24 protein-coding genes and 1 other annotated feature (1 of these 25 only partly in view) are annotated in these 25,416 nt (G+C 45.2%); of the genes, 3 read left to right on the top strand and 21 right to left on the bottom strand.

What is annotated here, in order from left to right:
• Positions 1–185: a binding site (T-box leader), on the bottom strand (it extends 77 nt beyond the left edge of the window).
• Between the two features lie 90 nt (positions 186–275).
• Together uppS and AB3489_RS02760 are read right to left on the bottom strand one after the other, a co-directional pair.
• Positions 276–917 (bottom strand): polyprenyl diphosphate synthase, encoded by a 642-nt coding sequence (gene uppS, locus AB3489_RS02765; protein ID WP_015043787.1) that lies wholly within the window; start codon positions 915–917, stop codon positions 276–278.
• A gap of 286 nt (positions 918–1,203) precedes the next feature.
• Positions 1,204–1,908, bottom strand: coding sequence for a CHAP domain-containing protein (locus AB3489_RS02760; protein WP_019226012.1), 705 nt, complete (start codon positions 1,906–1,908; stop codon positions 1,204–1,206).
• A 353-nt stretch (positions 1,909–2,261) separates the two neighbouring features.
• Here AB3489_RS02760 and typA point away from each other — a divergent pair, with 353 nt between their 5' ends.
• Positions 2,262–4,091 (top strand): translational GTPase TypA, encoded by a 1,830-nt coding sequence (gene typA / locus AB3489_RS02755; protein WP_019226011.1) that lies wholly within the window; start codon positions 2,262–2,264, stop codon positions 4,089–4,091.
• A gap of 192 nt (positions 4,092–4,283) precedes the next feature.
• Positions 4,284–4,598 carry a hypothetical protein gene (locus AB3489_RS02750; protein ID WP_019226010.1) on the top strand — a complete coding sequence of 105 codons (315 nt, stop codon included), beginning with the start codon at positions 4,284–4,286 and terminating at the stop codon, positions 4,596–4,598.
• 95 nt (positions 4,599–4,693) lie between these two features.
• Here AB3489_RS02750 and AB3489_RS02745 read toward each other — a convergent pair whose 3' ends face one another.
• The 18 genes from AB3489_RS02745 to AB3489_RS02660 all read right to left on the bottom strand — a co-directional run bounded on the left by AB3489_RS02745 (position 4,694) and on the right by AB3489_RS02660 (position 22,752).
• Positions 4,694–4,861 (bottom strand): DUF1540 domain-containing protein, encoded by a 168-nt coding sequence (locus tag AB3489_RS02745; RefSeq protein ID WP_019226009.1) that lies wholly within the window; start codon positions 4,859–4,861, stop codon positions 4,694–4,696.
• A 121-nt stretch (positions 4,862–4,982) separates the two neighbouring features.
• The gene (locus AB3489_RS02740; RefSeq protein WP_368293863.1) at positions 4,983–5,243 is read right to left on the bottom strand and encodes a GIY-YIG nuclease family protein; all 261 of its coding nucleotides are present in this window, start codon (positions 5,241–5,243) and stop codon (positions 4,983–4,985) included.
• A gap of 115 nt (positions 5,244–5,358) precedes the next feature.
• Positions 5,359–6,291 (bottom strand): homoserine O-succinyltransferase, encoded by a 933-nt coding sequence (gene metA, locus AB3489_RS02735; protein ID WP_019226007.1) that lies wholly within the window; start codon positions 6,289–6,291, stop codon positions 5,359–5,361.
• Between the two features lie 135 nt (positions 6,292–6,426).
• Complete coding sequence (gene nspC / locus AB3489_RS02730; RefSeq protein WP_368293861.1) at positions 6,427–7,632, bottom strand: carboxynorspermidine decarboxylase; 1,206 nt, start codon at positions 7,630–7,632, stop codon at positions 6,427–6,429.
• Positions 7,632–8,831: a saccharopine dehydrogenase family protein gene (locus tag AB3489_RS02725; RefSeq protein WP_368293860.1), complete on the bottom strand. Its 1,200-nt coding sequence runs from the start codon at positions 8,829–8,831 to the stop codon at positions 7,632–7,634. Before AB3489_RS02725 ends, nspC begins: the two co-directional genes overlap by 1 nt.
• A 608-nt stretch (positions 8,832–9,439) precedes the next feature.
• On the bottom strand, positions 9,440–10,561 hold the full coding sequence (mnmA, locus tag AB3489_RS02720; protein ID WP_025206106.1) for a tRNA 2-thiouridine(34) synthase MnmA: 1,122 nt from the start codon (positions 10,559–10,561) through the stop codon (positions 9,440–9,442).
• 54 nt (positions 10,562–10,615) lie between these two features.
• Complete coding sequence (locus tag AB3489_RS02715) at positions 10,616–11,899, bottom strand: homocysteine synthase (protein WP_025206107.1); 1,284 nt, start codon at positions 11,897–11,899, stop codon at positions 10,616–10,618.
• A gap of 61 nt (positions 11,900–11,960) precedes the next feature.
• Positions 11,961–12,851 carry a pyridoxal 5'-phosphate synthase lyase subunit PdxS gene (gene pdxS, locus AB3489_RS02710; RefSeq protein ID WP_368293858.1) on the bottom strand — a complete coding sequence of 297 codons (891 nt, stop codon included), beginning with the start codon at positions 12,849–12,851 and terminating at the stop codon, positions 11,961–11,963.
• A 43-nt stretch (positions 12,852–12,894) separates the two neighbouring features.
• Complete coding sequence (gene cysK / locus AB3489_RS02705) at positions 12,895–13,824, bottom strand: cysteine synthase A (RefSeq protein WP_025206108.1); 930 nt, start codon at positions 13,822–13,824, stop codon at positions 12,895–12,897.
• Between the two features lie 233 nt (positions 13,825–14,057).
• A complete protein-coding gene (locus AB3489_RS02700; RefSeq protein ID WP_019226001.1) occupies positions 14,058–14,507 on the bottom strand; it encodes an Rrf2 family transcriptional regulator in 450 nt (149 codons plus the stop codon).
• Positions 14,508–14,636: 129 nt separating this feature from the next.
• The gene (epsC, locus tag AB3489_RS02695) at positions 14,637–15,590 is read right to left on the bottom strand and encodes a serine O-acetyltransferase EpsC (protein WP_019226000.1); all 954 of its coding nucleotides are present in this window, start codon (positions 15,588–15,590) and stop codon (positions 14,637–14,639) included.
• A gap of 42 nt (positions 15,591–15,632) precedes the next feature.
• Complete coding sequence (gene larE, locus AB3489_RS02690; protein WP_019225999.1) at positions 15,633–16,448, bottom strand: ATP-dependent sacrificial sulfur transferase LarE; 816 nt, start codon at positions 16,446–16,448, stop codon at positions 15,633–15,635.
• Between the two features lie 283 nt (positions 16,449–16,731).
• Positions 16,732–17,193 carry a MarR family winged helix-turn-helix transcriptional regulator gene (locus AB3489_RS02685; RefSeq protein ID WP_368293856.1) on the bottom strand — a complete coding sequence of 154 codons (462 nt, stop codon included), beginning with the start codon at positions 17,191–17,193 and terminating at the stop codon, positions 16,732–16,734.
• Positions 17,194–17,312: 119 nt separating this feature from the next.
• Positions 17,313–18,080: a ThiF family adenylyltransferase gene (locus tag AB3489_RS02680; RefSeq protein WP_019225997.1), complete on the bottom strand. Its 768-nt coding sequence runs from the start codon at positions 18,078–18,080 to the stop codon at positions 17,313–17,315.
• Positions 18,080–18,295, bottom strand: coding sequence for a heavy-metal-associated domain-containing protein (locus AB3489_RS02675; protein WP_287896889.1), 216 nt, complete (start codon positions 18,293–18,295; stop codon positions 18,080–18,082). Before AB3489_RS02675 ends, AB3489_RS02680 begins: the two co-directional genes overlap by 1 nt.
• A 28-nt stretch (positions 18,296–18,323) precedes the next feature.
• Positions 18,324–20,573 (bottom strand): heavy metal translocating P-type ATPase, encoded by a 2,250-nt coding sequence (locus tag AB3489_RS02670; RefSeq protein ID WP_368293854.1) that lies wholly within the window; start codon positions 20,571–20,573, stop codon positions 18,324–18,326.
• A 252-nt stretch (positions 20,574–20,825) separates the two neighbouring features.
• On the bottom strand, positions 20,826–21,968 hold the full coding sequence (locus AB3489_RS02665; RefSeq protein WP_368293853.1) for a double-cubane-cluster-containing anaerobic reductase: 1,143 nt from the start codon (positions 21,966–21,968) through the stop codon (positions 20,826–20,828).
• Between the two features lie 19 nt (positions 21,969–21,987).
• Entirely contained in the window at positions 21,988–22,752 is a 765-nt protein-coding gene (locus tag AB3489_RS02660) for an acyl-CoA dehydratase activase (RefSeq protein ID WP_019225993.1), read from the bottom strand.
• 230 nt (positions 22,753–22,982) lie between these two features.
• Here AB3489_RS02660 and AB3489_RS02655 point away from each other — a divergent pair, with 230 nt between their 5' ends.
• Positions 22,983–23,903 (top strand): selenium metabolism-associated LysR family transcriptional regulator, encoded by a 921-nt coding sequence (locus AB3489_RS02655; RefSeq protein ID WP_368293852.1) that lies wholly within the window; start codon positions 22,983–22,985, stop codon positions 23,901–23,903.
• Positions 23,904–24,097: 194 nt separating this feature from the next.
• Here the strand turns inward: AB3489_RS02655 and AB3489_RS02650 are convergent, their stop codons facing one another.
• A complete protein-coding gene (locus tag AB3489_RS02650) occupies positions 24,098–25,381 on the bottom strand; it encodes a homocysteine synthase (RefSeq protein ID WP_368293851.1) in 1,284 nt (427 codons plus the stop codon).
• Positions 25,382–25,416 lie beyond the last annotated feature (35 nt).

Below are 25,416 nucleotides of genomic sequence, written 5' to 3'. Positions count from 1 at the left end.
AGTGAAACCATCTTCCGATATCCCCTTCCTTTTAACGGTGGAAGACTCCGTCCGGTCCTACTGCCTGAATGGTTTCAGCCGGCAACTCAAGGGGGAGTTCAGTCTTTCGTCTTGACCGCTTTTCACCAGCCTGCGGCTCTCTGCACAAATACTCCGGACTTATTATTCCCTGTCATCATCTTTTCATATATTTCTATTCACTATATCAGTCCAATTACTTCTTTGTCAATACCTTTATTCACCGAGACTGTGCATTCTCCACTCACATTCTTTTTCTAACCGCCTAAAGTAATATCCTGCGTATTATACCACTTCAGAGCATCATAGAAATGCTCCTCCTTAAAATCAGGCCAGTAATCATCGAGTACATAGAAATCCGCATAAACACTTTGTGCAGGCAGGAAACCGCTGAGTCGGCGTCTTCCTCCCCAGCGGATCAGCAAATCAACTCTGGAAATATCATTTGATTTTAACTCTTTAATAACCTTTCTCTTATTCTTTTCGGCAGTACGAAGATTTCCCAGATCCCATTCCCAGCCGTAATTGACGAGAAAATTCACTCTAATGCCGCCTTTGCCGACTTTTGTCCGACGCGTATATGGCAGCAGCGCTTTGGGGAACATCTTAGATTCTGTATCGCCAATCACTAACAAGGACACGTCCTCGCTCGCAATCATACCAATTGCATCAATGCAGGCCTGCACAAAAGCTTTCTTCTGAGTAGCTGGTCTTTTGGTATTATCCACTGTAAAACCATAATAGGTCAGTTCTTTGACGCCGGCTCCCCTGCATAATTTCAGAAGTTTAAGTCCCGGGTCCAGACCTTCCCGGTAGCCCATCTCCTTTGGTAATCCATTGTTGTCTGCCCATCGCCGGTTGCCATCTGGGATAACCCCAATATGATTGGGAATTCTCATTCTGGATACTCCTTTACACTATGCCGATAATGTTCGATATTCTCTACAGGTTTACCATTATTGTTTCCAATTATCGTAGATTATTACAAATTATTTCAGCTAATAAAAAGAAATCTTTGCTGACGCCACGCCTTGGCGTCAACCATAGCTGCATTTAGTATATCAGAAAGTAGTATTTCTACTTTTTGATATACTAAAATGACTGAGTCGAAATTCTCCATCTCGACTCAGCCTTAATATTTTTCTGGTTTCTCAATTTCTTAAATTTTTGCTGTTATGGCCAGGTTTACCTGCTGCTAGCTCTGAGCCATCCGGCCGGTTCTCTGTCTCCGGATATCGTATAGGTACCATCTTTGTAAACAAGACTGTATTTTTCCCTGGGAACCTCTGAGTTCTGCTGAATGACTTCAATCCATTCGTCAGCCACTCCGCAGATAATTGCAACGTGACCGTAAGACCCCTCATTGAAGACCAGCAGGTCTCCTTCCCGGGGTTTTTCATTCCCTCCGTTAACGTACTGAACAAGACCTCTCTGTTCATTCAGTTTTCCCTGTGCCAGCATCGGATTAAAGAAATATTTGGCGTTTCCAGCGCCGTCAGGCATCTCATGATGATAGATTTCATAATAGAATCGTTTTACAAATTCTACGCACTGCCACTTGTAGCCGTAATAATAACCATCTTTACTATAACTTAAGCCGTGACTGGACATATAATCCGCGCCATTGGAATAGACTGCCACACCTTTGTATTCATCGATTTTCATACCGGCTGCAACGTCAGCCTGCCGGATGAGACGCGCAGTGTCCGCTGCTTCACTGGAATGATCAGCCGTTTGGGCACCGTAGCTTGAGTCTGTCTGAGAATGATCGAGTGCATTGCCGGAAACTATTTTGGATCCCGTTACGACTGCTAAGGCAAATACGATGATTAAGATGGCGAGCAACGGTGTCTTGTTTCGTCTGCGATAGTATCGTCTGGATTTCCTCATCGGGTCTGCTCCTTCATGATGTGTTTTATACTCGTCCACATGAAATTATATATTTCTCTGCCTATTTAAGCAAGTCTAGCCCATAAAATGCTGATTGCAGAATGCTGTTGAAACAGCTCCAATAAAATATGGACAAAATCTGATTACAGAATAAATAAAATAAAAATCAGGAAAAATAAATTAATTTGAAAAAAAGTTTAAACGTATTATAATGTTAAAGGTTAAGTCCTCTTCACATGCAGGACGATTGGCAAGTATTACTTCTTTAAGATTTCGATATGCAAATACCAATATTCTTATTTATGTTCTTACTTGTTAAGGAGAAAGAATTAGATTACGACAGGAGAAATTGAATGTACGCTGACCATTTAAGAAATTTGGCAATTATTGCCCACGTCGATCATGGCAAGACAAGTCTCGTCGATGTCATGCTCAGACAAAGCGGAGCGTTTCGCTCCAATGAACAAGTCGAAGAAAGAGTCATGGACTCCAATGATCTGGAGAAGGAACGCGGAATTACCATTCTGGCTAAGAATACTTCCGTAAACTGGCAGGGTGTCAAGATCAATATTGTCGATACCCCTGGACATGCCGATTTTGGTGGAGAAGTCGAACGCGTCCTGAAAATGGTCGACGGTGTGCTTCTGGTTGTTGATGCGTTTGAAGGCCCGATGCCTCAGACCAAATTTGTGCTTCGTAAGGCTTTGGAATTGGATTTGAAACCCATCGTCGTCATTAACAAAGTCGACCGGCCTGAAGCGCGTCCCTACGAAGTTGTCGATGAAGTTCTGGAGCTGTTTATGCAGCTGGGTGCGAGTGATGAACAACTTGATTTCCCAATTGTGTATACTTCGGCCCGTCAGGGAAATGCCGGTTATGAGCCTGGAGAAATGACTGAAGACTTGATCCCGTTATTTGAAACGATCTTAAAAGAAATTCCGCCCCCGGAATGCGATCCTGAAAGTCCGCTGCAAATGCTGGCAACAACACTCGACTATAACGATTACCTTGGCAAGATTGCTATCGGGCGTGTCTTTCGGGGCAAGCTGACTGCTAATACTCAAGTCGCTGTGATTAAAAGAGACGGATCGATCGAGAAAGTCAAAGTCGGTAAAGTATTTACCTTCCAGAACTTAGGCCGGGTTGATGTACTTGAAGCAAATGCCGGAGACATCGTAGCTATCAGCGGCATTCCCAATATCAATATCGGAGAAACCATAGCTGATCCGTTGAATCCGGAACCTCTTCCGATGATTGAAATTGACGAACCTACCCTGACCATGCTTTTCATGGTCAATACAGGTCCTTTTGCCGGAACAGAAGGAAAACATATCACGTCCCGCAAGCTCAGGGAAAGACTGTTTAAAGAGATTGAAACAAATGTTAGTCTCCGCGTGGAAGAAACTGAAAACATGGACTGTTTTCAGGTATCAGGACGCGGAGAACTGCACCTGTCCATCCTGATTGAAAATATGCGAAGAGAAGGCTTCGAACTGATGGTCTCGAAACCGGAAGTCATTCTGAAGGAGATTGACGGTGTCAAATGCGAGCCATTTGAGCATCTGACTTGTGATATTCCTGATTCGTGCACCGGCACCGTGATTGAAATGCTTGGCACCCGTAAAGCTGAGATGCAGAACATGGTCAACATGTCCGGTGGAGTTACACGCCTGGAGTTTTTGATTCCGGCACGCGGATTGATCGGCTTCAGGGGGGACTATCTTACCGAAACCCGCGGGGAAGGAATCATGGCTCATGTCTTCCATTCCTATCAACCGTATAAGGGAGATATTCAAGGGCGCAACCGGGGAGTCCTGGTCGCTTCAGATCCGGGAGAATCCACCGCTTATGCGTTGTTTCAGCTGCAGGACCGCGGCAGAATGTTTATTGATCCCGGAACCAAAGTCTATGAAGGTATGATTGTCGGTCAAAGCAACCGCGAACAGGATATTGATATCAACATTGCCCGCAAAAAGCAGTTGACCAACATGCGCTCCAGCGGAGCCGATGAAAGCCTGAGACTGGAACCGGCCAAATTGCTCGGTCTGGAAGAAGCCCTGGAATATATCAATGATGATGAATATGTAGAAATTACACCCATCAACGTTCGCCTGCGCAAAAGATTTTTAGACAAAAACACCCGCACCCGTTATGAAAAACAAAAAAATATGAGCGGAATCTAATCCTCAAATCAGAACACCTGATAACGAAAAAGCCTGAGCGAGAATCCTAAATCCCTTTCCGGATGATTCTTGCATCAGGCTTTTTTGTTTTTTAATTTTTAACCTGGTCATCATTAACCAGGCACATATTATTTCATTTTACCATAATATGGAATGTAAAAGGACAAATTTTAAAAAATCAGGTGATCTATAATGGTTTTTGAGCTTCTGCTAGCTTTAAGCCTTCGTTTTTTTCTATTTGACTTTGTCTTATTTAAAAAGATCAGAGATGCCCTTAGGCAGAAAGGCTATTTTTTTCGCAAGCTGTTTGGCTGCCCGTTCTGCCAGGGCTTCTGGTGCGGTTTAGCTATTTTCTTATATTACCATTCACTTCAGCCTGACTTGCAGCAGTTCATTGCATTCTTGGGCTTCGGTTTTGTCTCTGCTTACCTGGGTCTTATCTCTGCCGTCCTCATTGACCCTCTTATTCAAAGGTATGAGCGGAACACCGGTATACCGCTTCAGTAGAGCAGAAAATCAATAATAAGAGAGAATAATTATCATTGAAACGAAGGTAACAAGAAGAGAAAAAGAGGGGATAAATCCCCCCTACGTTTTCCCTGTTATTCTTTGCTAAAGGTCGCACAGTCGGTCTGTTCGGAGTTGCCTGCATTCCGAGGCTGCACTTCGATTTTTTCAGCTGTGCAGTGATCCCCATTCATATAATAATAACAGGTATTGACCATACATCTAATTCCAGTGTTAGGTCCTTGCATCTTCTTGGCTTTCATCGCAAAAATACCTCCGTTTTAATATTTTCGTTTTATTATGGACCGCTGAAAAGAAAATATTCTGTGGCCGGAAAGGTAAATTCTGTGCTTAATTTTTATGTAAAAAAAACCTGACATTTCATCAGGTTATTTGATCCGACTTGCTTTGGGCAATCAGCTGATATTTTTGTTCCCGGGTTAATTGTTTGATACTGTATTCCCTTTGAAATGCTTCCGGTTTGGATGCCACCTGTTCCAGATATTTGAGGACAACAGGAAACCGTGACCGGGTATATTTTGCACCCTTACCCCTGTTATGGGCTGTCAGCCTCTTCTCTATGTCCACAGTCCAACCCGTATACAGAGTCCCATCTTTGCATTCTACAATATAAACATAAAACAATCCGGAAGCCCCCAAAAAGAAAAAGATACGCATGCTATCTAAAGCTTCAAAATTTAAGCTTAACAAAACAGTTGAGTTGATTTAATCTGGCTCAGTTGGCTCAGCAACTTAGAACTCAGTCCGACTCAGCCAATTGTCCAAGGTCGAAAGGCGTCTGCTGGTATACATAGTAGTTCAGCCAATTTAAAAGAAGTAAATTGGCATGTCCTCTCCAGGTGACCTGAGGCATTCCCTTCGGATCATCATTAGGAAAGTAATTATTGGGGACCGCGATATCCAGGCCTTTATTCACATCCCGATCATACTCGGTTTTCAGCGTAAGCGCATCATACTCGGGATGTCCAGTAACAAAAAGATGTCGGCCATGCTTCCCGGCGACCATATAGACACCAGCGTCATCCGATGTTGCCAGGACTTCCAGTTCCGGATGCTTTTCAATATCTTCGATCCGGACTTCCGTATGGCGGGAATGCGGTGCATTGAATACTTCGTCAAACCCCCGCAGAAAATTATTGTTGTTGTTATGATTGATAATCTTATGGTTGAATATCCCAAACATTTTACTGTCAAGCGGATATTTCGGAATCCCATAATGATAGTATAATCCCGCCTGGGCTCCCCAGCAGACATGTATGGTTGAATAAACGTTGGTGAGGCTCCACTTCATGATTTGTTTGAGTTCATCCCAGTAGTCTACATCTTCAAATTCCAGATTTTCGACTGGTGCACCGGTGATAATCAGACCATCAAATTTTTGGTCTTTCACTTCATCAAAAGAGCTGTAGAACCTGCTTAAATGCTCTTCCGAAGTATTTGCAGGCTTATGCGTCCAAGTGTAGAGCAGTGTTATCTCTATTTGCAGAGGTGAGTTGCTCATCAAGCGTAAATACTGCGTTTCGGTAACGATTTTGGTAGGCATTAAATTAAGCAGTGCTATTCTTAAAGGACGAATATCCTGGTGCTGTGCCCGGTCTTCACCCATAATAAATATATTTTCATTCTCCAGGATTTCTTTTGCCGGTAAATCGTCCGGAATTTTGATCGGCATTAGCTTTCCTCCTCAAGTTCAGTGTCAACAGTATTTGCTCAATTGCATGCTCCAATAGAACAGTATAACCTATTTTTACTGAGAATGCCATATCTTCAAAAGGCCTTGTCTTATAATGAAAAACTGGCATTTCATTTAAGACAGGCGGTTTTTAAAATCCTCATAGCCGAAGCTACGGACAGTCTCAATGGTACCGTCAGCCTTGTTCAGGACAATATCCGGCAGCCGTATCCCATTGAATGTATTGTTTTTGACCATGGAGTAAATCGCCATATCACAGAAGACAAGACGGTCTCCGGGATTTAAGGCCCGATCAAATGAATAATCCCCAATGATATCACCGGCCAGGCAGGTTGGCCCCCCAAGACGGTACGTAGTTTTCTTTTCTCCGGGCTGCCCTGAGCCAACTATCCGGGGACGGTACGGAACTTCCAGTACATCCGGCATATGGCAGGCAGCTGAAGCATCCAGGATAGCAATGTTCATACCGTTATGCAGCGTATCCAGCACGGATGAGACCAAAAAACCGGCATTCAGCGCGATCGCTTCGCCAGGTTCCAGATACACTGTAATGCCATAGGTTTCCCGCAGACGCTTGATGGTCCGAATCAGAAGCTCCCGATCGTAATCTTCACGTGTAATGTGGTGCCCGCCGCCGAGGTTCAGCCATTTCATCCCAGGCAAGAACTGACCGAACGACTTCTCAAAGGCTTCAACCGTTGTCACCAGCGCATCGGCATTTTGTTCGCACAGTGTATGCAGATGCAGTCCGGAAAGGCCTTTGAGCCGATCCTGCTTAAAGTTTGCCCTGGTCACACCGAGTCTGGAATAGGGTCCGCACGGATCATACATGCCATGACCTTCCTGGGTGGAACATTCCGGGTTGATCCGCAGGCCGCATTCTGCCCCTGCGGCAAGTGCCAGCTTACCAAACTTATCCCACTGAGAAAAGCTATTGAATATGATATGATCGGATACAGTCAAGATCTCATCAAATTCGTCCTCCCGGTAAGCCGGGCTGAAAATATGCACTTCTTTGCCAAATTTTTCGCGGCCAAGCTTCGCCTCGTACACACCGCTGGCTGTTGTTCCGCACAAATATTGGGCAATCAAAGGGTATACACGGAACATTGAAAATGCCTTCTGGGCGAGCAGAATTTTTGCTCCGCTCTGTTCCTGAACGTCTTGTAAAATTTCTAAATTTGATATTAACAGATTTTCATCAACCACATAGCTCGGAGTCGGAACACGGTCAAACCAGTTCTCTGCATTTTCTATTTCTACAGCCTTCTGCTCAGTATTCTGTTCTCTTGCGTACAGATCCATTATTGCGTTTCCCATCAGGGTACCAGCGCCGGGTTGAAGTCTTCTTCCCAGGGCAGACCCCACTTATTGAGTGCTTCCATAAAAGGATCGGGATCAAACTCTTCCATATTATAAACACCAGGTTTCGCCCAGGTACCGTTCATGACCAGCATTGCCCCGATCATCGCCGGCACGCCGGTTGTATAGCTGATGGCTTGGCTTCCTACTTCGCGATAGCACTCCTCATGATCGCAGATGTTATACAGATAGTAGGTTTTTCCCTTGCCATCTTTGATTCCCTTGAAAATGCAGCCAATATTGGTTTTGCCCTTGGTACGCGGGCCAAGGGAGGCCGGATCCGGCAGGACAGCTTTTAAGAACTGCAAAGGGATGATTTCCATTCCATTATAACGAATAGGCTCAATGCTCGTCATACCGACATTCTCGAGACATTTCAGATGTGTCAGGTAGCTTTGTCCGAAAGTCATAAAGAAACGGATGCGTTTGATGCCTTTAATATTCAGCGCCAGGCTTTCCAATTCCTCGTGATGCAGCAGGTACATATCCTTGACACCGACGCCCTTGAAATTGTACTCCCTTTTGATCTCCATCGGCTCGGTCTCCACCCAGTGGCCATTTTCCCAATAGCTGCCTTTGGCCGTGACTTCGCGGATATTAATCTCAGGGTTAAAGTTCGTCGCAAACGGATAACCGTGGTCACCGCCATTGCAGTCCAAAATATCAATTTCATGTATCTCATCAAAGTGGTGCTTCAATGCGTAGGCACTGAATACACTGGTGACCCCTGGGTCAAAACCTGAACCGAGCAGTGCGGTAATTCCGGCTTCTTTGAATTTCTCCCGGTATTCCCACTGCCATTTATATTCAAAGTGGGCAGTCTCCTCAGGCTCATAATTGGCGGTATCTACATAACTGGTCTTTGTGGCCAGGCAAGCATCCATAATATGCAGGTCCTGATACGGTAATGCCAGATTCAGCACGACATCAGGCTTTTCTTTGTTGATCAGCGCGATCAGTTCTTCCACGTTGTCAGCATCCACCTGGGCTGTTGTGATTTTTGTTTTACCTCTGCCCAGTTTTTCCGCTAAAGCATCGCATTTTGATTTCGTACGGCTGGCAATACACAGTTCTCCGAATACCTCTGAATTCTGACAGATCTTGTGAATTGCCACACCGGCGACGCCGCCGCAACCGATAACGAGTACTTTTCCCATAATTATTTTCCTCCAATCGCTGAAATAATTTTTGCTGTAAATTCCTGACTTTCATCCCTCTACTGATCATAAAACATAAAACTTCGCAGACATTTTGACAAATAAAAAACACTTAAGGAGGCGGTACTGCAAACCAAGGCAGTACACCACACCTAAGCGCGACGATCATGAAAAACTTGTTTATTTGGCTCTATTTACGTCAAGGGCGAAGGCCCTTTCCATTTAGAGTTATTTATTCAGCTTTCGAGGTTTCAGAGTCTATATAGCAAGGAATTACTTTTACTACTCTTATTGATCGTTTCACAAGTGTGATGTGCAGCGGATTTGCACACGGCTATGAATTAGCCAACTCATAACGCTTCGAGCCGCCCCGGCTCAATCAATAAGGCAACAAAGTTGCCAACTTCGGCTTTTGACCCGGCTGTCCGTATGGCCTTGGTCCTCTATAGCTTCTGCAGAGAACGGTCAAAAAATTCTTTGCTGAAAAGGCTCTACTGCCTCTTTTCGCAACTGAAATTATATCTAATATTTCGAGATATTTCAATAGTTTTTATAAATTAGTTTTAATAAGCTTCATTTTCATTTTTTTCATTGTTTTTTTTAAGATCTTACTTTTGAATTTCACGTACTTCTCTCATAGCGGTAAAACCTTTGGATTGTAAAGCTGATCGGATCGCACCGCCGCCCAGGACATGATCTCCGTCATAAAACACGACCGCCTGCCCGGGAGTTACCGCTCGCTGTTTTTCTGTGAAGGCCACCTCGGCTGTTCCATCGTGCAACAAATTGACCGCTGCAGAGACTTTTGGTGCATTGTATCTGATCTTAACCGATATGTTTTGTAGGAGTTCAGGAGACACAGAGGAAATCAAATGCACATTTTCTGCAAGCAGACCTGAGCTGAATAGTTCTTCTTTTCTTCCGACCCGGACTGTATTGGTTTCAGCATCGATCGCTGTCACGTAAACAGGGAAACCGAGGGCGAGTCCGAGTCCCTTATGCTGTCCAACCGTATAGTGGTAAATCCCTTTATGCTGCCCAATCAAATTCCCCTCAGCATCAATAATATTGCCTTGTCCAATATCCTGAAGTTGACGGTACATCTCAATAAAATCCCCCGCTGTCCCTTCAACAAAACAGATATCCTGGCTTTCCGCTTTTTGCGCGACAGCAAGCCCTTCCCTGCTGGCAATTTGCCTGACATCCGCTTTGCAGTATTTTCCCAGCGGAAAAAGTGTATAGGTAAGCTGATCCTGGGTCAGATGGTAGAGTGCATAGCTCTGGTCTTTCGTTTCGTCGATCCCGGTTTTTAACACCCACTGCTGTGTTTTGTCGTCGTATTCTTTCCTTACATAGTGACCGGTTGCAATGAAATCTGCACCCAGACCACGGGCTTTCTGCAGCAAAGCATCAAATTTCAAATGCCTGTTGCATTCGATGCATGGGTTGGGCGTTCTGCCCCGGAGGTATTCATTGCAGAAATGGTCAATCACCTTGTCTTCAAACTCCTGCCTGAAATTCATCACGTAATACGGAATTTCAAGCTTCCAGGCTACCCTGCGGGCATCGTTAACTGCCTCCAGACTGCAGCATGCCTTGGCCTTGTCCTCGGATTGCGGCCAGATCTGCATGGTGACACCGATAACACGGTAGCCCTCCCGTTTTAACAACAAAGCGGCGACGGAGCTGTCCACTCCGCCGCTCATGGCAACAACCACAGTTTTCTTCATAACATTCTCCTGCCGTTGTTATTCTTCTCAAAACTTATATTTTAAATTCACTGATTAGTCTATTTTGGAAAAAGCCTGTTCTAAATCAGCAATGATGTCATCAGCATCTTCGATCCCAATCGATAACCGAATCATGTCGGGTGATACCCCTGCAGCCAGCTGTTCTTCCTCGGAGAGTTGGGCATGCGTTGTGCTGGCAGGATGAATCACGAGGGACTTGGCATCCGCCACATTGGCGAGCAGAGAAAATAATCCAAGATTGTTGATCAGTTTAACTCCCGCTTCCGCACCACCTTTAATGCCGAACGTAAATATCGATCCAGGGCCTTGCGGAAAATATTTTAACGATAAATCAAAGTATTTATTTCCTTTTAAACCTGGATAATTCACCCACGAAACCTTGGAATGGTTTTTTAAATAATCAACAACCTTCCAGGTATTTGCCACGTGCTGTTTGACACGTAAAGACAGTGTTTCAAGGCCCTGAATAAACAGGAAAGAATTAAACGGGCTCAGGGCCGCACCGGTATCTCTTAAGAGCTGCACTCTGGCTTTCAGAATATAGGCTGGTGCACCCAATGTTGCATAGACCAGTCCGTGATAACTCTGATCCGGCTCTGTAAATCCAGGGAACTTGCCGCTTGCAGCCCAGTCAAATTTTCCGCCGTCAATGATCAGCCCGCCGATGGTGGTACCATGACCGCCAATAAACTTGGTTGCCGAATGAACCACAATATCTGCTCCGTATTCAATAGGTTTCAGAAGATAAGGCGTTGCAAACGTATTGTCAATAATAAGCGGTATCCCGTTATCGTGTGCCACTTTGGCAACGGCTTCAATATCGACGATATTGATCCCCGGATTACCGATTGATTCTACATAGATGGCTTTGGTCTTCTCTGTGATTGCTTTCTTAAAATTTGCGGGATCATCGGGGTTCACAAAATGGGTCTTGATCCCCAGCTTCGGAAGCGTAATTGCGAAAAGATTATGTGTTCCGCCATACAGCGTGCTGGCAGCGACAATCTCATCTCCGGCCCCGGCAATGTTTAGAATGGAATAGGTGATGGCAGCCGAACCTGACCCTACGGCAAGCGCCCCAACGCCGCCTTCAAGCGCAGCGATTCTCTGTTCCAGAACATCGGATGTCGGGTTCATAATCCGGGTATAAATGTTGCCGGGTTCTGCCAGAGAAAACAAATCAGCGGCATGCTTGGCATCGTTAAATACATATGATGTGGTCTGATAAATCGGAACGGCTCTGGAGCCGGTAGTCGGATCAGGGACCTGTCCGGCATGGATCTGCAATGTATCAAATTTCCAATTTTCTTTGTTCATATCAACATCTCCTCATTATGTTTTTATAATTATTTTCTTAATTTATGTTTTAAACTTAATATCACCAGCCGCGTTCCTGCATTCGTTCACTGGCATTGATTGAAGAAATCTCCAATCCCGGCATCGCTTCACCTAAATTCCGGGATACTTCGGTTAAGACCTCAGGCTCGTTATAGTTGGTTGTTGCCAGAACAATGGCCTTAGCCCGTGCCCTCGGATTCGATGACTTGAAGATTCCGGAGCCTACGAAGACCCCATCTACACCCAACTGCATCATCAAAGCGGCATCCGCTGGGGTTGCAATTCCGCCTGCGGCAAAATTCACTACTGGCAGCTTCCCGTTTTTGGCGACGGACAACACTAGGTCATAAGGTGCTCCCATCTCTTTGGCCGCAGTCATTACCTCTTCTTTCGGCATTGTTTTCAGTCTTCTGATTTCACTCAGTACCGTCCGCATATGCCTTACTGCTTCAACGATATTCCCCGTTCCTGGCTCTCCTTTAGTCCTGATCATCGCTGCGCCTTCTCCGATCCGGCGCAAAGCCTCTCCAAGATTGCGGGCTCCGCATACGAAAGGTACTGCAAAGGCCTGCTTATCAATGTGATAAAGATCATCCGCCGGGGTAAGGACTTCACTCTCGTCGATATAGTCTACGCCCAGACTTTCCAACACCTGTGCCTCGACAAAATGCCCAATCCTCACTTTGGCCATAACCGGAATCGTAACCGCTTCCATAATCTTTAGAATGATTGTTGGATCAGCCATTCGGGCCACCCCTCCGGCTGCCCGGATATCTGCCGGAACGCGTTCCAAGGCCATAACTGCGCATGCGCCTGCTTCTTCAGCAATCTTGGCCTGATCCGGAGTTGTCACATCCATGATCACTCCGCCTTTCAGCATCTCCGCTAATCCTGTTTTCAGTTTCCATGTTCCTTTTTCTGTCTTGCTCATCATGGCCTCCGTATTGATTAAATATTTCTTATTTCGACTGCACTTAACTCTCCTGAAACATTAGCGTACTCAGGTAACGTTCACCGGTGTCAGGAAGGACAACAACAATCCTTTTTCCTTCATTTTCCGGACGTTTAGCAACCTCCAGGGCTGCATAGACTGCGGCACCGGATGAGATCCCCACCAGGAGCCCTTCCTCCCTGGCCAGTCTGCGCCCTGTTTCAAAAGCCTGATCATTTGTTACTTTATAAATTTCATCGACAAGCTTTAGATTAAGGACTTGTGGAATAAACCCTGCCCCAATTCCCTGAATCTTGTGCGGTCCAGGCTTCCCACCGGACAAAACAGGAGAATCATTCGGTTCCACCGCAATGATTTTAACATCAGGTTTCCGTGATTTAAGAATTTCACCAACCCCTGTAATCGTCCCGCCTGTTCCTACGCCGCCTACAAAAATATCGACCTTCCCGTCTGTATCACTCCAAATCTCTTCAGCGGTTGTGTTACGGTGAATTTCCGGATTGGCGAGATTTTCGAACTGTTGGGGGATAAAAGAATTTGGCACCTCCTCCGCCAGCTCCAGCGCTTTTTTTATAGCCCCGTTCATTCCATCAGCCCCAGGGGTCAATACAAGTTCAGCACCATAAGCTTTAAGCAAGCTACGTCTTTCAACACTCATTGTATCCGGCATCGTCAGAATTAATCGGTATCCTCTGGCTGCTGTAACAAAGGCCAGTCCAATTCCAGTGTTTCCACTCGTTGGTTCAATGATCACCGAATCTTTATTAATCAGCCCTTTTCCCTCAGCCGTTTTGATCATATTCAGGGCAATTCTGTCTTTGACGCTTCCACCTGGGTTGAAGGATTCCAGTTTAGCCACAATCTCCGATTTTATCCCCACCGTTATTTTATTTAATTTTACCAATGGAGTACCACCAATTAAGTCTGTTAACTCTTCATAGATTTTACTCATCTAAACACGCCCCTTCTAAATATCACAATGTCTATAGTTTTTGTAGTGTTTAAAGATATAGTAGTAGGGTTTTAAGCATTTGTCAATACTATTCTGACTAATTTATCTGTTATTCCTATGGACTTTATAGTTTTCCATAGAGAAAAATTGACCTTATGCTGCCAGGTAACGGGCATATAAAAAACCCCATGGTTTTTCCAAACAACCATGGGGCAAGATTAAAATACACAGTATTAAATGCAATAATTGTCAAAGGAATTATTGTTCATTTTTTTATATTCCTCCATCAGGTCCGCCAAAGTATAAGAATCCAGTACCTTTACCATTGCATTTTTCAGATCGTCCCATACCATTTTGGTTACGCACAATTCAGCTCTGGAACAGGCACCCGGATTATTGTCATTGACGCAGTCGACGGGAGATATCGGGCCTTCCAGTGCTCTGATCGTATCACCGACCGTAATACTTTCAGGCTCTCTGCCTAAAATATATCCTCCCTGGAATCCGCGGATGCTTTTGATGAGCGCGTTCTGTTTCAGTGTAATGAGCAGCTGTTCCAAATAGCGTTCAGATAAATCCTGGCGCTCGGAAATACTATGAATGGTTACCGGTCCTGCGTGCTCATTCAGGGCCACGTCAAGAATCGCACGTAAACCATATCTTCCTTTTGTTGATATTTTCAAGTCGACCCTCTTTCCTTTCTTCAGATTTTATCGCTTCGTTAATAATCTAACTCATAATCGCTAATATCTATAGTTTTGTATGCCTTACAATCGTATAAATTGCACTCAGCCAGTGCCCTTTAGCTATTTTTAAGTCTCCAGGTCCAGTTCGTTTGTCAGTTCCATCTTATCTTTTTGCGTTTCCTGCCCCTTAAAGATCAGATCCGGATTTTTGATGATTACCCTGGTTCCAGGCGGGACAGATTGGGTAATAAACACGTTACTGCCAATAACTGAACCTTTTCCGATGATCGTTTCCCCGCCAAATATTGAGGCTCCGGAATAGACAGTCACATCATCTTCAATTGTCGGATGGCGCTTTTGGCTGCGAAGGCTTTGCCCGCCTCTGGTGGATAGGGCTCCCAGCGTTACACCCTGATAGATCTTAACATTATCGCCAATAATAGTAGTTTCGCCAATAACGACGCCCGTACCATGGTCAATAAAAAAATATTTACCGATTTTGGCCCCTGCATGAATATCAATTCCTGTCTCGTTATGAGCAAATTCAGTCATTATCCTCGGGATCAACGGAACAGAGAGAAGGTAAAGCTCGTGCGCCAGCCGGTAAATACTGACTGCCAAAAGACCTGGATATGCAAAGATTACAAGTGCTTTATCATCAGCAGCCGGGTCTCCGTCAAAAGCAGCCTGTACATCCAGGGCCAGGTATTCCCTTATTTCGGGGATTTTGCTCAAGAAATGTGAACATATTTCTTCTGTCCTTTCACTGATTTCCATCTCATCGCAAGATGCCGTATTGTCATGTTGATGTCTGAGCGCATGGGTCACCTGTTGATTTAGTTTTTCGTTGATCTCAATTAGCAAGTTCCCAATATGATATTCCAAGGTGCTTTCAGTCAGGTTTTGCTTGCCAAAATACCCCGGGAATAAAAGCTGCCGCAAGAGATAAATAATCTCGATGATAACATCCCTGTTCGGAAGCTGACAGGACAACTGGTTGTAGGGATTGGGTTGTTCCTGATAGCTGGAGACAATACTCGAAACAAGTTGATTCATTCGTGTGTTACCATTTTCCCTCATAATGATTCCCCCGAATATTTAAATTTACATAAGCAGATGGTCTTAGCCGTTTGTGTTAATCTTTTCATTCATACTGCCGCTACGGTAACCCTTCAGGTCAAGTGTTGTATAAGTAAATCCAATATCAGCAAATGTCTTATAGATCTTCTGTGCTAAATTCGGTTGGACTATCTTTGTATTCTCCTGCGGGGATACCTCGATCCGGGCAATATCACCATGGTGGCGCACTCTGACTTGACGGAACCCCAAATCGTGCAAATACTGTTCTGCCAAATCAATCATCTTTAGTTTCTTTTCGTTGATTTCTTCACCATAGGGAATTCTGGAAGACAAACAGGCAAATGAGGGTTTATCCCAGGTTGCCAAGCCATATTCTTTGGAGAGAAGGCGTATTTCCTCTTTCGTCAGCCCCGCCTGGAGCAGCGGGCTCTGTATACCCAGCTCTTCTAAAGCCTGCCTTCCCGGACGATAATCGCTTAAATCATCCGCATTGGATCCTTCCACGATATATTTTGCGCCGTATTCAGCCGCGATCCCCAATATTTTGCTGAACAATTGTTTTTTACAGAGATAACAGCGGTTAAAAGGATTTTTGCCGAATTCAGGATCATCCAGCTCTTCGGATTCAATCAGCAAATGACTAATCCCTTCCTGCCGGCAAAACTGCACAGCTTCCCGAAGCTCTCTCTCCGGGAAAGCAAAAGACTTGGCCGTGACGGCAATCGCATTTTTGCCAAGAACGTCTCCGGAAACTTTCACTAAGAAAGTACTGTCCACCCCTCCGGAAAATGCAATCATTACCCTATCCATATTCTTGAGTTCTTGTTTCAGCAGAACAAGTTTATCTTTGTAATCCATTGATCAGCCTCTTTTTGTATATCTGAATGTTTATTAAGCTGTATGATATTCTTTTCAGCTTAATATACCATAATTTCTATGGTTTTAATAGGATCAGATGATAGATTCAAAAAACACTGCCAAACGCAGCAAGCTGAAAAAAGAGCCCGATTAACGGGCTCTTCCAGGGAGTTTACCGTCTTCCCCAAGACTAAATTATGCAGCCTTCTTTGCAATGAGCGGTTTCACGCAACATCCAATGTTTTGTAAACATTTGTGTACACCTCCTCTCACCGGAAAATTCCTAAGGCATCATATTCATCTCAAAACAATTTTGATTAAGAACTCTTTTCACCGCTTTGAGAAATATCCACGCGTTCTCGTAAACCTCTTCTTGCTTTTCTTCCGGGATTTCCGCCGATAGTTTTCTTAAAAAGAAATCCACGCGTTTCCATAAATCGGCCTTCGTTTTCTGACCTTCGCCTGTCAGGATCAGGTTTATGGCCCTGCAGTCAATTTCAGACCTTTGCTTGATAATCAGCCCCTGCTGGACAAGGGGTTCAATCAGTCTCGTCGAGGTACTTTTTTCGACGCCAAGTAATGGGTGCAAATCCGAAAGCTGCATTGTGCCATAGCTTCCTACAAGGTCCAAAATATAAAACTGGGTAAACGTGACACCCCCGCCAAGGATCGCATCCTGCTGGCAGCATCTGGACGCTTTAGTCATTTCAGCAAGCAGACAAAGCAATTGACGGTTGTTTTTCATCGGTACCTCTCCTTAGTTGTATAATACAACTACTTATTCTTGTTCGTCAAGTCATTTTTGACTCCATATTCACCGTGAAACCAACAATTTTCAATCATCATTCCCAAAATAGGGTTATTTTAATCCCGATTAAAATTTTTCTTAATAATATCCTTAACGACTTCCCCTGCCATCAGCAGACCAGCCATCGACGGAACGTAAGATATACTGCCAGGGATCTGACGTTTCAGGGAACAGTGGGCATCACCACTGGGGCAAATACAATTGGACTCGCAGCTCGTTTCCTGTTCCAAAGGCTTCAAAGTAGGTTCCGGAGAAAAGACGACTTTGAACCCCTGCGTAATACCTTCCCGTTTCAGGAGTTTGCGTACTGCTTTGGCTAAAGGGCAGCCGCTTGTTTTGGATATATCGGCGACGCGAAAACTGAGTGCATCCAGACGGTTGCCGGCTCCCATACACGAGATGAGCGGAATCCCTCTCCGGTGACATTCTTTGGCCAGACTTACTTTGCTTTTTACCGTATCGATTGCATCAACCACATAATCCGGTTTCTCGGCAAAGAAAACTTCAGCTCCTTCCTCTTGATAAAAGAACTGGAAGGTTTCTATTTTTGCGTTGGGGTTGATATCCAGTATCCTTTGTTTCATTACCTCAACCTTGGCTTTGCCAATCGTCGAGTGCAGGGCATGAAGCTGCCGGTTAATGTTTGTCAGGCAAATCTCATCAAAATCGACAAGTTTAAAGAAACCTATACCAGCTCTGGCCAGGGCTTCGGCCGTATAGGAGCCGACCCCGCCCAAACCGAAAATAGTCACTTTGCTGCTCTGAAGTTTTGACAGGCCTTCCTGACCAATCAACAATGCCGTACGGGAAAACTGATTTTGCATTATAAAACCTCGATTCCTACGACTCCGTAACCGGCATCCTCAATCGCCAATTGAATTGCTTCATCTTTGATGTCACTTAATGATTCCAGTATGGCCGTCTTGGACTCCAAATTAACATTGACCTCTGTTACACCTTCAAATTCACTTAAGGCCTCTTTTACATGACTGACACAGTGGCTGCAGCTCATACCTTCGATTGCAATTTTCTTTTTCATATTTTACACTCCTCGTAGATTAATTGAGTTACCTTACCGGCCTGAACCGTTTTAGCCTCAGTGCATTCAGCAATACCGATACCGAACTGAAGCTCATGACAGCGGCGGCAATGGCCGGATTCAGCAGGGGGCCTCCAAAGATATACAGGATTCCCATCGCAATAGGGATACCAAGGATATTGTAACCAAATGCCCAAAATAAATTTTGCTTAATATTTCTGATTGTATTTTTGCTTAACTGGATCGCAGCCGGAACATCGAGCAGGTCGCTTCGCATCAGAATAATATCCGCGGATTCCATCGCAACGTCCGTGCCTGAACCGATAGCTATCCCGATATCTGCCTGGGCGAGGGCCGGAGCGTCGTTGATGCCGTCACCAACCATGGCGACCCTCCTGCCTTCCTGTTGGAGCTTCTTCACTTCGTTTGCCTTATCCTGAGGCAGGACTTCAGCCAGCGTTCTGTCGATCCCAACAAGTTTCGCGATGGCCTCGGCCGTTCTTCTGTTGTCACCGGTAATCATGGCAACTTCGATACCCATGTTATGGAGGACCTCAATCGCCCTGCTGCTGTTTTCCTTTATCGTATCGGCTACGGCGATAATCCCCGCAATGGTGTTGTCAATCGCAATATACATTGGGGTCTTGCCTTCTCCGGCCAATTGATGCGAGACTTCTTCGAAGTGGCTAAGGACTATTTCTCTTTCATCTGTCAATTTTTTGTTGCCAAGCAGCACATTCCGGCCTTCGATCTGAACTTCAATCCCCTGACCGGGAATTGCTCTAAATGTATCAGGTTTCTTAAAAGTCAGACCTTTGTCCTCAGCTTCCTTAACAATTGCTTCTCCAAGCGGGTGCTCCGATCCTTTTTCGGCTGAGGCGGCAAGCTGCAGAAGATCGTTTTGACTGATCCCATCAGCAGTAATAACGTCTGTGACTTTGGGTTTCCCTTCCGTGATCGTACCGGTCTTATCAAAAACGATGGTATTAATTTTATGTGTAGTTTCTAACGCCACCCCGCTCTTGATCAAAACCCCGTATTCGGCGCCTTTACCTGTTCCGACCATGATCGCGGTAGGTGTGGCCAGCCCCAGGGCACAGGGGCAAGCAATAACAAGTACAGAGATAAAGATGGTCAGCACGAAAACTGTAGACTGCCCTCCGATAAAATACCAGCCTAAAGCTGAAAGAAGAGCAATCCCCATCACCGCCGGCACAAAGTAACCGGAAATCACATCGGCCAGCTTGGCAATCGGCGCTTTGGAACCCTGTGCTTCCTCAACTAATTTGATGATCTGCGCAAGGACCGTGTCCTTTCCGACTTTGGTCGCTACATATTTGATGATCCCGTTTTTATTAATACTGGCCCCGATGATTGCATCACCTGGATTCTTTTCCACCGGTATGCTTTCACCGGTAAGCATTGATTCATCCACGGAAGTAGTCCCTTCAACGACATTACCGTCAACAGGCATTTTTTCTCCCGGTTTCACAAAGATAATATCACCGGCCTCAACCTCTTCGATCGGGATCTCAATTTCTTTTCCATCCCGGATAATGATGGCCGTCTTCGGTGTAAGCCCCATCAACTTTTTAATCGCTTCCGAGGTTTTGCCCTTCGTCACGGATTCCAGGTATTTGCCCAACGTAATCAGCGTCAGAATTACCCCCGCCGCTTCAAAGTACAGATGATTGGCGTATTCCGCATTTCCTGTGATAATCCGGGAAACTGCAAACACCCCATAAAGGAATCCTGCCGAAGTGCCGATCGCAATCAGAGAGTCCATATTCGGGCTTCCCTTGAACAACGTTTTAAAGCCAACTGTAAAAAATTTATAGCCTGCGACGATCACAGGCAGGATAAGAATCAGCTGAACCAGCGCGAAGTTCAAAGGATTCATCATCGGATCAATGATCTTCGGCAAATGAAAGCCAATCGCGCTGCCAAACATATGCCCCATCGTGACGATCAGCAGCGGAACAGTAAAGATTGCGGACAGGACAAACTTCTGCCAGAGAACCATTCTTTCTCTTTCTTTTCTCACCTTATCTTCATCAATCTTTGTGTCTTCTTCCAAAGCCCTGTATCCGGCTTTTTCAACCGCCTTTTTGAAATCTGAAACGCGTAGTGTGGAAGGATCATAACGGATGCTTAGTCTCTCTGTAGCCAGGTTGACACTGGCCTCTTCAACTCCGTGCAGTTTCCGTACTGCCCTTTCAACAGCCTTTGCACAGGCTGCGCAGGTCATGCCTTCTATTTTGAGCGATTTTTTCGCCATCGTGTTCCCCCCTTTCAGCTTGGCGTTCTTTCATTCGCTCCAAATAATTTTGTTAAACACAGTCTATTTATTTGTTACCTTAGCTAATATCGGATAATCTTGTCAATTTTTCCCCTGCCATTGCCTTGTTTTTAATTGTATCAGATTTCAATTGACGGTTCAAAAACAAACCCACTTTCCCCTGCGATGATTCATGTTCGCAGGAGAAAGTGGGTTTCATTAATTAGCAGCACTGGAAGAGAATTTGCTATTCTACAACATTTCCAAAAAGGCATCGACTCTGAGTTTGATTTGTTGGCGGTCAGCATCACTGTAGTCTGTTTCAATCTGCAGAAGCGGGATATTATGATTTTTTTTCAGATGTTCCTTGATCGAGTAAGACTCAATATTGTACGTATGACAGGCTTGCAATGTGATATCCACAACCCCGTCCACGTTGTATTCCTGAACCAGTCTGCTCAGCAGTTCAAAGCGGCCGGTATTCGGGGAACTGCAGGAGCACGGGATCTTGCTGTATTTTTCAGCCAAGGCTTCAAACGGATCCATTTCCTCGGAAACAAGATCAACCAGACCTTTAATGCCGCTGCAGGATTCCTGCAGCACAATTGCTCCGCCTGCTTCTTCAATAACCTGCATGACTTTTTCCTGTCCGGTACCCGTCGGACAGCCTGTGATGAGTATCCGTTTACTGGAAGGCTGGGAAGCACCTTCACCTTTTGCTGTCATTTCTTTAAGTTCAGCAATCAGTTCCTTGACCTTGGCGGTGTATTCATCGCGTTTGAACTGGAAGCTTCTTCCCCACAGCACTTTCAGCAGGTCTGTACCTGAAATCGGAGTCGGATGCAATTTATTGAGACTAACCAGTTCCATTAAAAGCTTTCTTTCCTCGTTGTAGGTCCTGATGACCTCAGCGAGCTTCTCGTTGCTGATCTTGACATCTAAATTCTTTTCAAAATAATCCTTGGCTCGGTAAATTTGTTTGACCCAATGGGCCTGTCTGTCTTCCAGATTGGAGCTGTTCGGAATATCCAGCACGATCATCGGCTTATGCTCCGCCAGCAGCTCGTACATCTTTTTCTTGCCGTCACAGGTCGTTTCGGCCAGGACAATGTCTGCAAAATGAAAAAAGGGACATTTACCGCTTACAGCAAAGCCATAACTGGATTTGACCAGCGGACAGAGATTACGCGGCAGTACTTTTTCCGCCTCGGCTATTGGTTCCTGTTTGGTCGCACAAAGCCCTACGGGCACTGCCCCTGCAGCCTCGATGAGTTCTATCGGGGAAAATACACAATAATACCCTACTACATTTCTGCCTTGTTCCTTGGCCTCCTTGGCCATGACCATCCCGCTAGGGATCAGCTGGTCGAAGTAAGCCATTGTTTGAGCTCTCATTTTTCTTATTCCTCCTCTTTTATAATTCATACCCCAGGATTGCAGCTCCCAGAGCCCCTACAGCCTGAGGACACGGCGGCACAGCCAGCCTGCATCCTATTTCCTGACTAAGCAGGTCTTTAAGCACCTGGTTCTGAGCTACCCCGCCGCAAAAAGCAACGGTATCCTGAAAATGGATCTTCCCAGCCATCACGCTGATGCGTTTCGCGATGGACTTTAACAAACCGGCGACAATACTTTCGACAGTAATGCCCTGCGCCAGCAAGCCGATGATTTCTGATTCGGCAAATACTGCGCACATACTGTTGATGTCAGCCGGGTCGGCATCTTCGGCGAGGGCGGATAACTGCGAAACCTCCAGGCCCAGTGTTTGGGCGGTTACTTGCAGGAACCTTCCGGTTCCGGCCGCGCATTTGTCGTTCAGCACAAAGTCTTCAACTTTGCCCTTTTCGCCAAAACCGATCACCTTGCTGTCCTGACCGCCAATATCAATCAACCCGCAGGCTTCCGGCAGCAGATAATGTACACCGCGGGCATGGCAGGTAATTTCACTGAACGTTTTATCAAACATTCCCTGTTGAATACGGCCATAGCCTGTACCGACAAGCAAACTAATATCATCACGGGTCAGTCCCTGCGGCTTCAGCAGGCGCTCCAGAACCTCCTGCCCTGCCTGGGAAGGGCTCCAGCCAGTCGGTATAATTTTTGAATCAACCTGTTCTCCATTAAAAAGAACTGCTTTGGTTGATACGGATCCGATGTCGATACCCACTGTCCATTTCATCTCGGGCCTCCAGCATACCTTTTCAATAATTGATTAAGCATTAATTCCCTCTGCTTCAAGCTTTCAAATTACTTTATTATAGCAAGCGTCAGATCTTTCTTGAAATACTTTTTATCTTCAAATAGGATTGCTATCTATCGATAATAACGATAATATAAAATCATTAACGTTAACGGACTAACGGATAAAGCAAAGACTAACAGCCTATCCTATCTGAGGGAGTGAATATCATGTTGTTGCATCAATTGGAGATTTTTACACAAGTAGCAGAAAAAAACAGCTTTTCTAAGGCTGCCCAAAGTCTTTTTTTAAGCCAGTCGACGGTCAGTACGCATATAAGCAATCTGGAGCACTACTTTGGTCAAAAACTGTTTGACCGGCTTGGAAAGGAAATTGTCTTAACACCTTTTGGGGAGAAATTGTATCCATGGGCCAGGGAAATACTCAATGTAAAAGACAGGGCACTATGGGAAATGAAAGGCTGGACTGCAAAAATTGACGGTCATCTGCATATTGCTGCCAGCAGCGTTCCGGCTAAATATGCAATTCCAACTTTATTGGCCAAATTCTTGGGGGAGTATAAAGGAATTCAATTTGTCCTTAACCAGAGCGGTTCGGAAATTGTTGCAGCCAAGCTGTTGAACGGGGATGCCGAAATTGGTGTGCTGGGTAAACAATACCACGAGGATCAGTTGACTTTTATTCCTTTTCTGCAAGAAAAGCTGGTCTTAATCACACCCAGCAGCATTCATTTAAACAATCATATTTCCATTACTGAACTGGTGGATTACCCTTTTATTTTTCGGAAGTCAGATTCGGGCACCCAGGCAAATGTCGTTCAAATGCTGCATACATCAGGTATTACGCTTTCCGACTTGCATGTTGCCGGCTACTGCGACAACCTCGAAGCTCTTAAAGAAAGTGTCAGGGAAGGGATTGGCATCTCAATCATTTCAGGCATAGCCGCTCTGGATTATGTCAAAAGCAGACAGATCAATGCCTATGAACTTGCCGAACTGCCCGAAAAAAGAATGTTCTATTTTGCCCACCATAAAAAAAGAACCCTGTCTCCCTGGGCAGAAACTTTTATTCACTTCTGCCTGGAATCAGCCGGTCTTGTTTCGAATCAATATGCATCTTTGCCTGACTAACTTGACATTTTAGACTGCATAAAAATTTATGACCCTAGAAACCATCTATCATTTCCAAAAAATATAAACGGGATGTAATCTAACCCATCCAAGCGTAACATGGATGTGAAGCACGGCTATTAGCGCCAGGAGGGCGCTAATAGAAGAGCGGTTAGATTACGTCCCGTATATATACATAATACTTTATGGCTCACTCAGATTTTATCGAGTGCCTGCTTCAGATCGGCAATAATGTCTTCGGCATCCTCAATACCGATGGACAGTCTGATCATATCCGGCGTCACGCCGGAAGCAAGCTGTTCTTGCTCAGACAGCTGGGCATGAGTCGTGCTGGCCGGATGAATGACAAGAGATTTAGCATCGGCGACATTCGCGAGCAAAGAGAACAACTCCAGGTTATTGATAAACCTTTTGCCTTCTTTAATGCCGCCCTTAATCCCAAAAGTAAAAATCGAACCGCTTCCTTTCGGAAAGTATTTTTTGGCTAGCGCATGGTATTTGTTTTCTTTAAGTTCCGGGTAATTGACCCAGGAGACACGCGGATGACCCTGGAGGAAATCAACGACTTTCCTGGTGTTCTCCACATGCTGTCTGACCCGGAGAGACAGAGTCTCAAGTCCCTGAAGCAAAAGGAACGAATTAAACGGGCTGATCGTTGCTCCCGTATCCCGGATCAGCTGCAGCCGGATTTTGGAAATATAGGCCAAGGGTCCAAGTGCTTCAAAGTATTTTAGACCATGATAGCTCGGATCAGGTTCGGTCATCCCCGGAAATTCGCCGCTTGCCGACCAGTCAAATTTTCCGGAATCAATGATCAGTCCTCCGATTGTCGTGCCATGTCCGCCGATAAACTTCGTTGCGGAATGCACAACAATATCCGCGCCGAATTCAATCGGCTTGAGAAGGTAAGGTGATGCAAATGTGCTATCAATAATCAGCGGGATACCATTTTCATGCGCGATTTGGGCCACAGCCTCAATATCGATAATGTTGATGCCCGGATTACCAAGGGCTTCTATATAGATAGCTTTTGTTTTTTTCGTGATGGCAGCCCGGAAGTTTTCCGGCTCATCGGGATTCACAAACGTGGTTTTTAAACCAAGTCTGGCCAGCGTCGTCGAAAACAAATTATACGTTCCGCCATACAACGTATTCGCAGATACAATCTCATCGCCAGCACCGGCAATATTTAAGATGGCATACGTGACAGCGGCCGATCCGGATGCTGTTGCAATCGCGGCAGCTCCGCCCTCCAACGCTGCAATCCTCTTTTCCAGGACATCCGTCGTCGGATTCATCATCCGGGTATAGATATTGCCGGATTCCTCCAGGCTGAATAATTTAGCCGCATGATCCGTATCCTTAAATTCATACGAAGTCGTCTGATAAATTGGTACTGCTCTGGAACCTGTTGTCGGATCAGGCACCTGACCGGCATGTACTTGCAAAGTATCAAATTTCCAGTTATTTTTGCTCATATTGTTTCCCCTCTTAAATATTTTTAAATGTTCAT

The organism is Dehalobacter sp. TBBPA1, from assembly GCF_040931655.1.
In the GTDB taxonomy this organism is placed as follows: domain Bacteria; phylum Bacillota; class Desulfitobacteriia; order Desulfitobacteriales; family Syntrophobotulaceae; genus Dehalobacter; species Dehalobacter restrictus.
The sequence above is the reverse complement of the archived record's forward strand: the minus strand, read 5'-3'. Positions and strand labels throughout refer to the sequence as shown.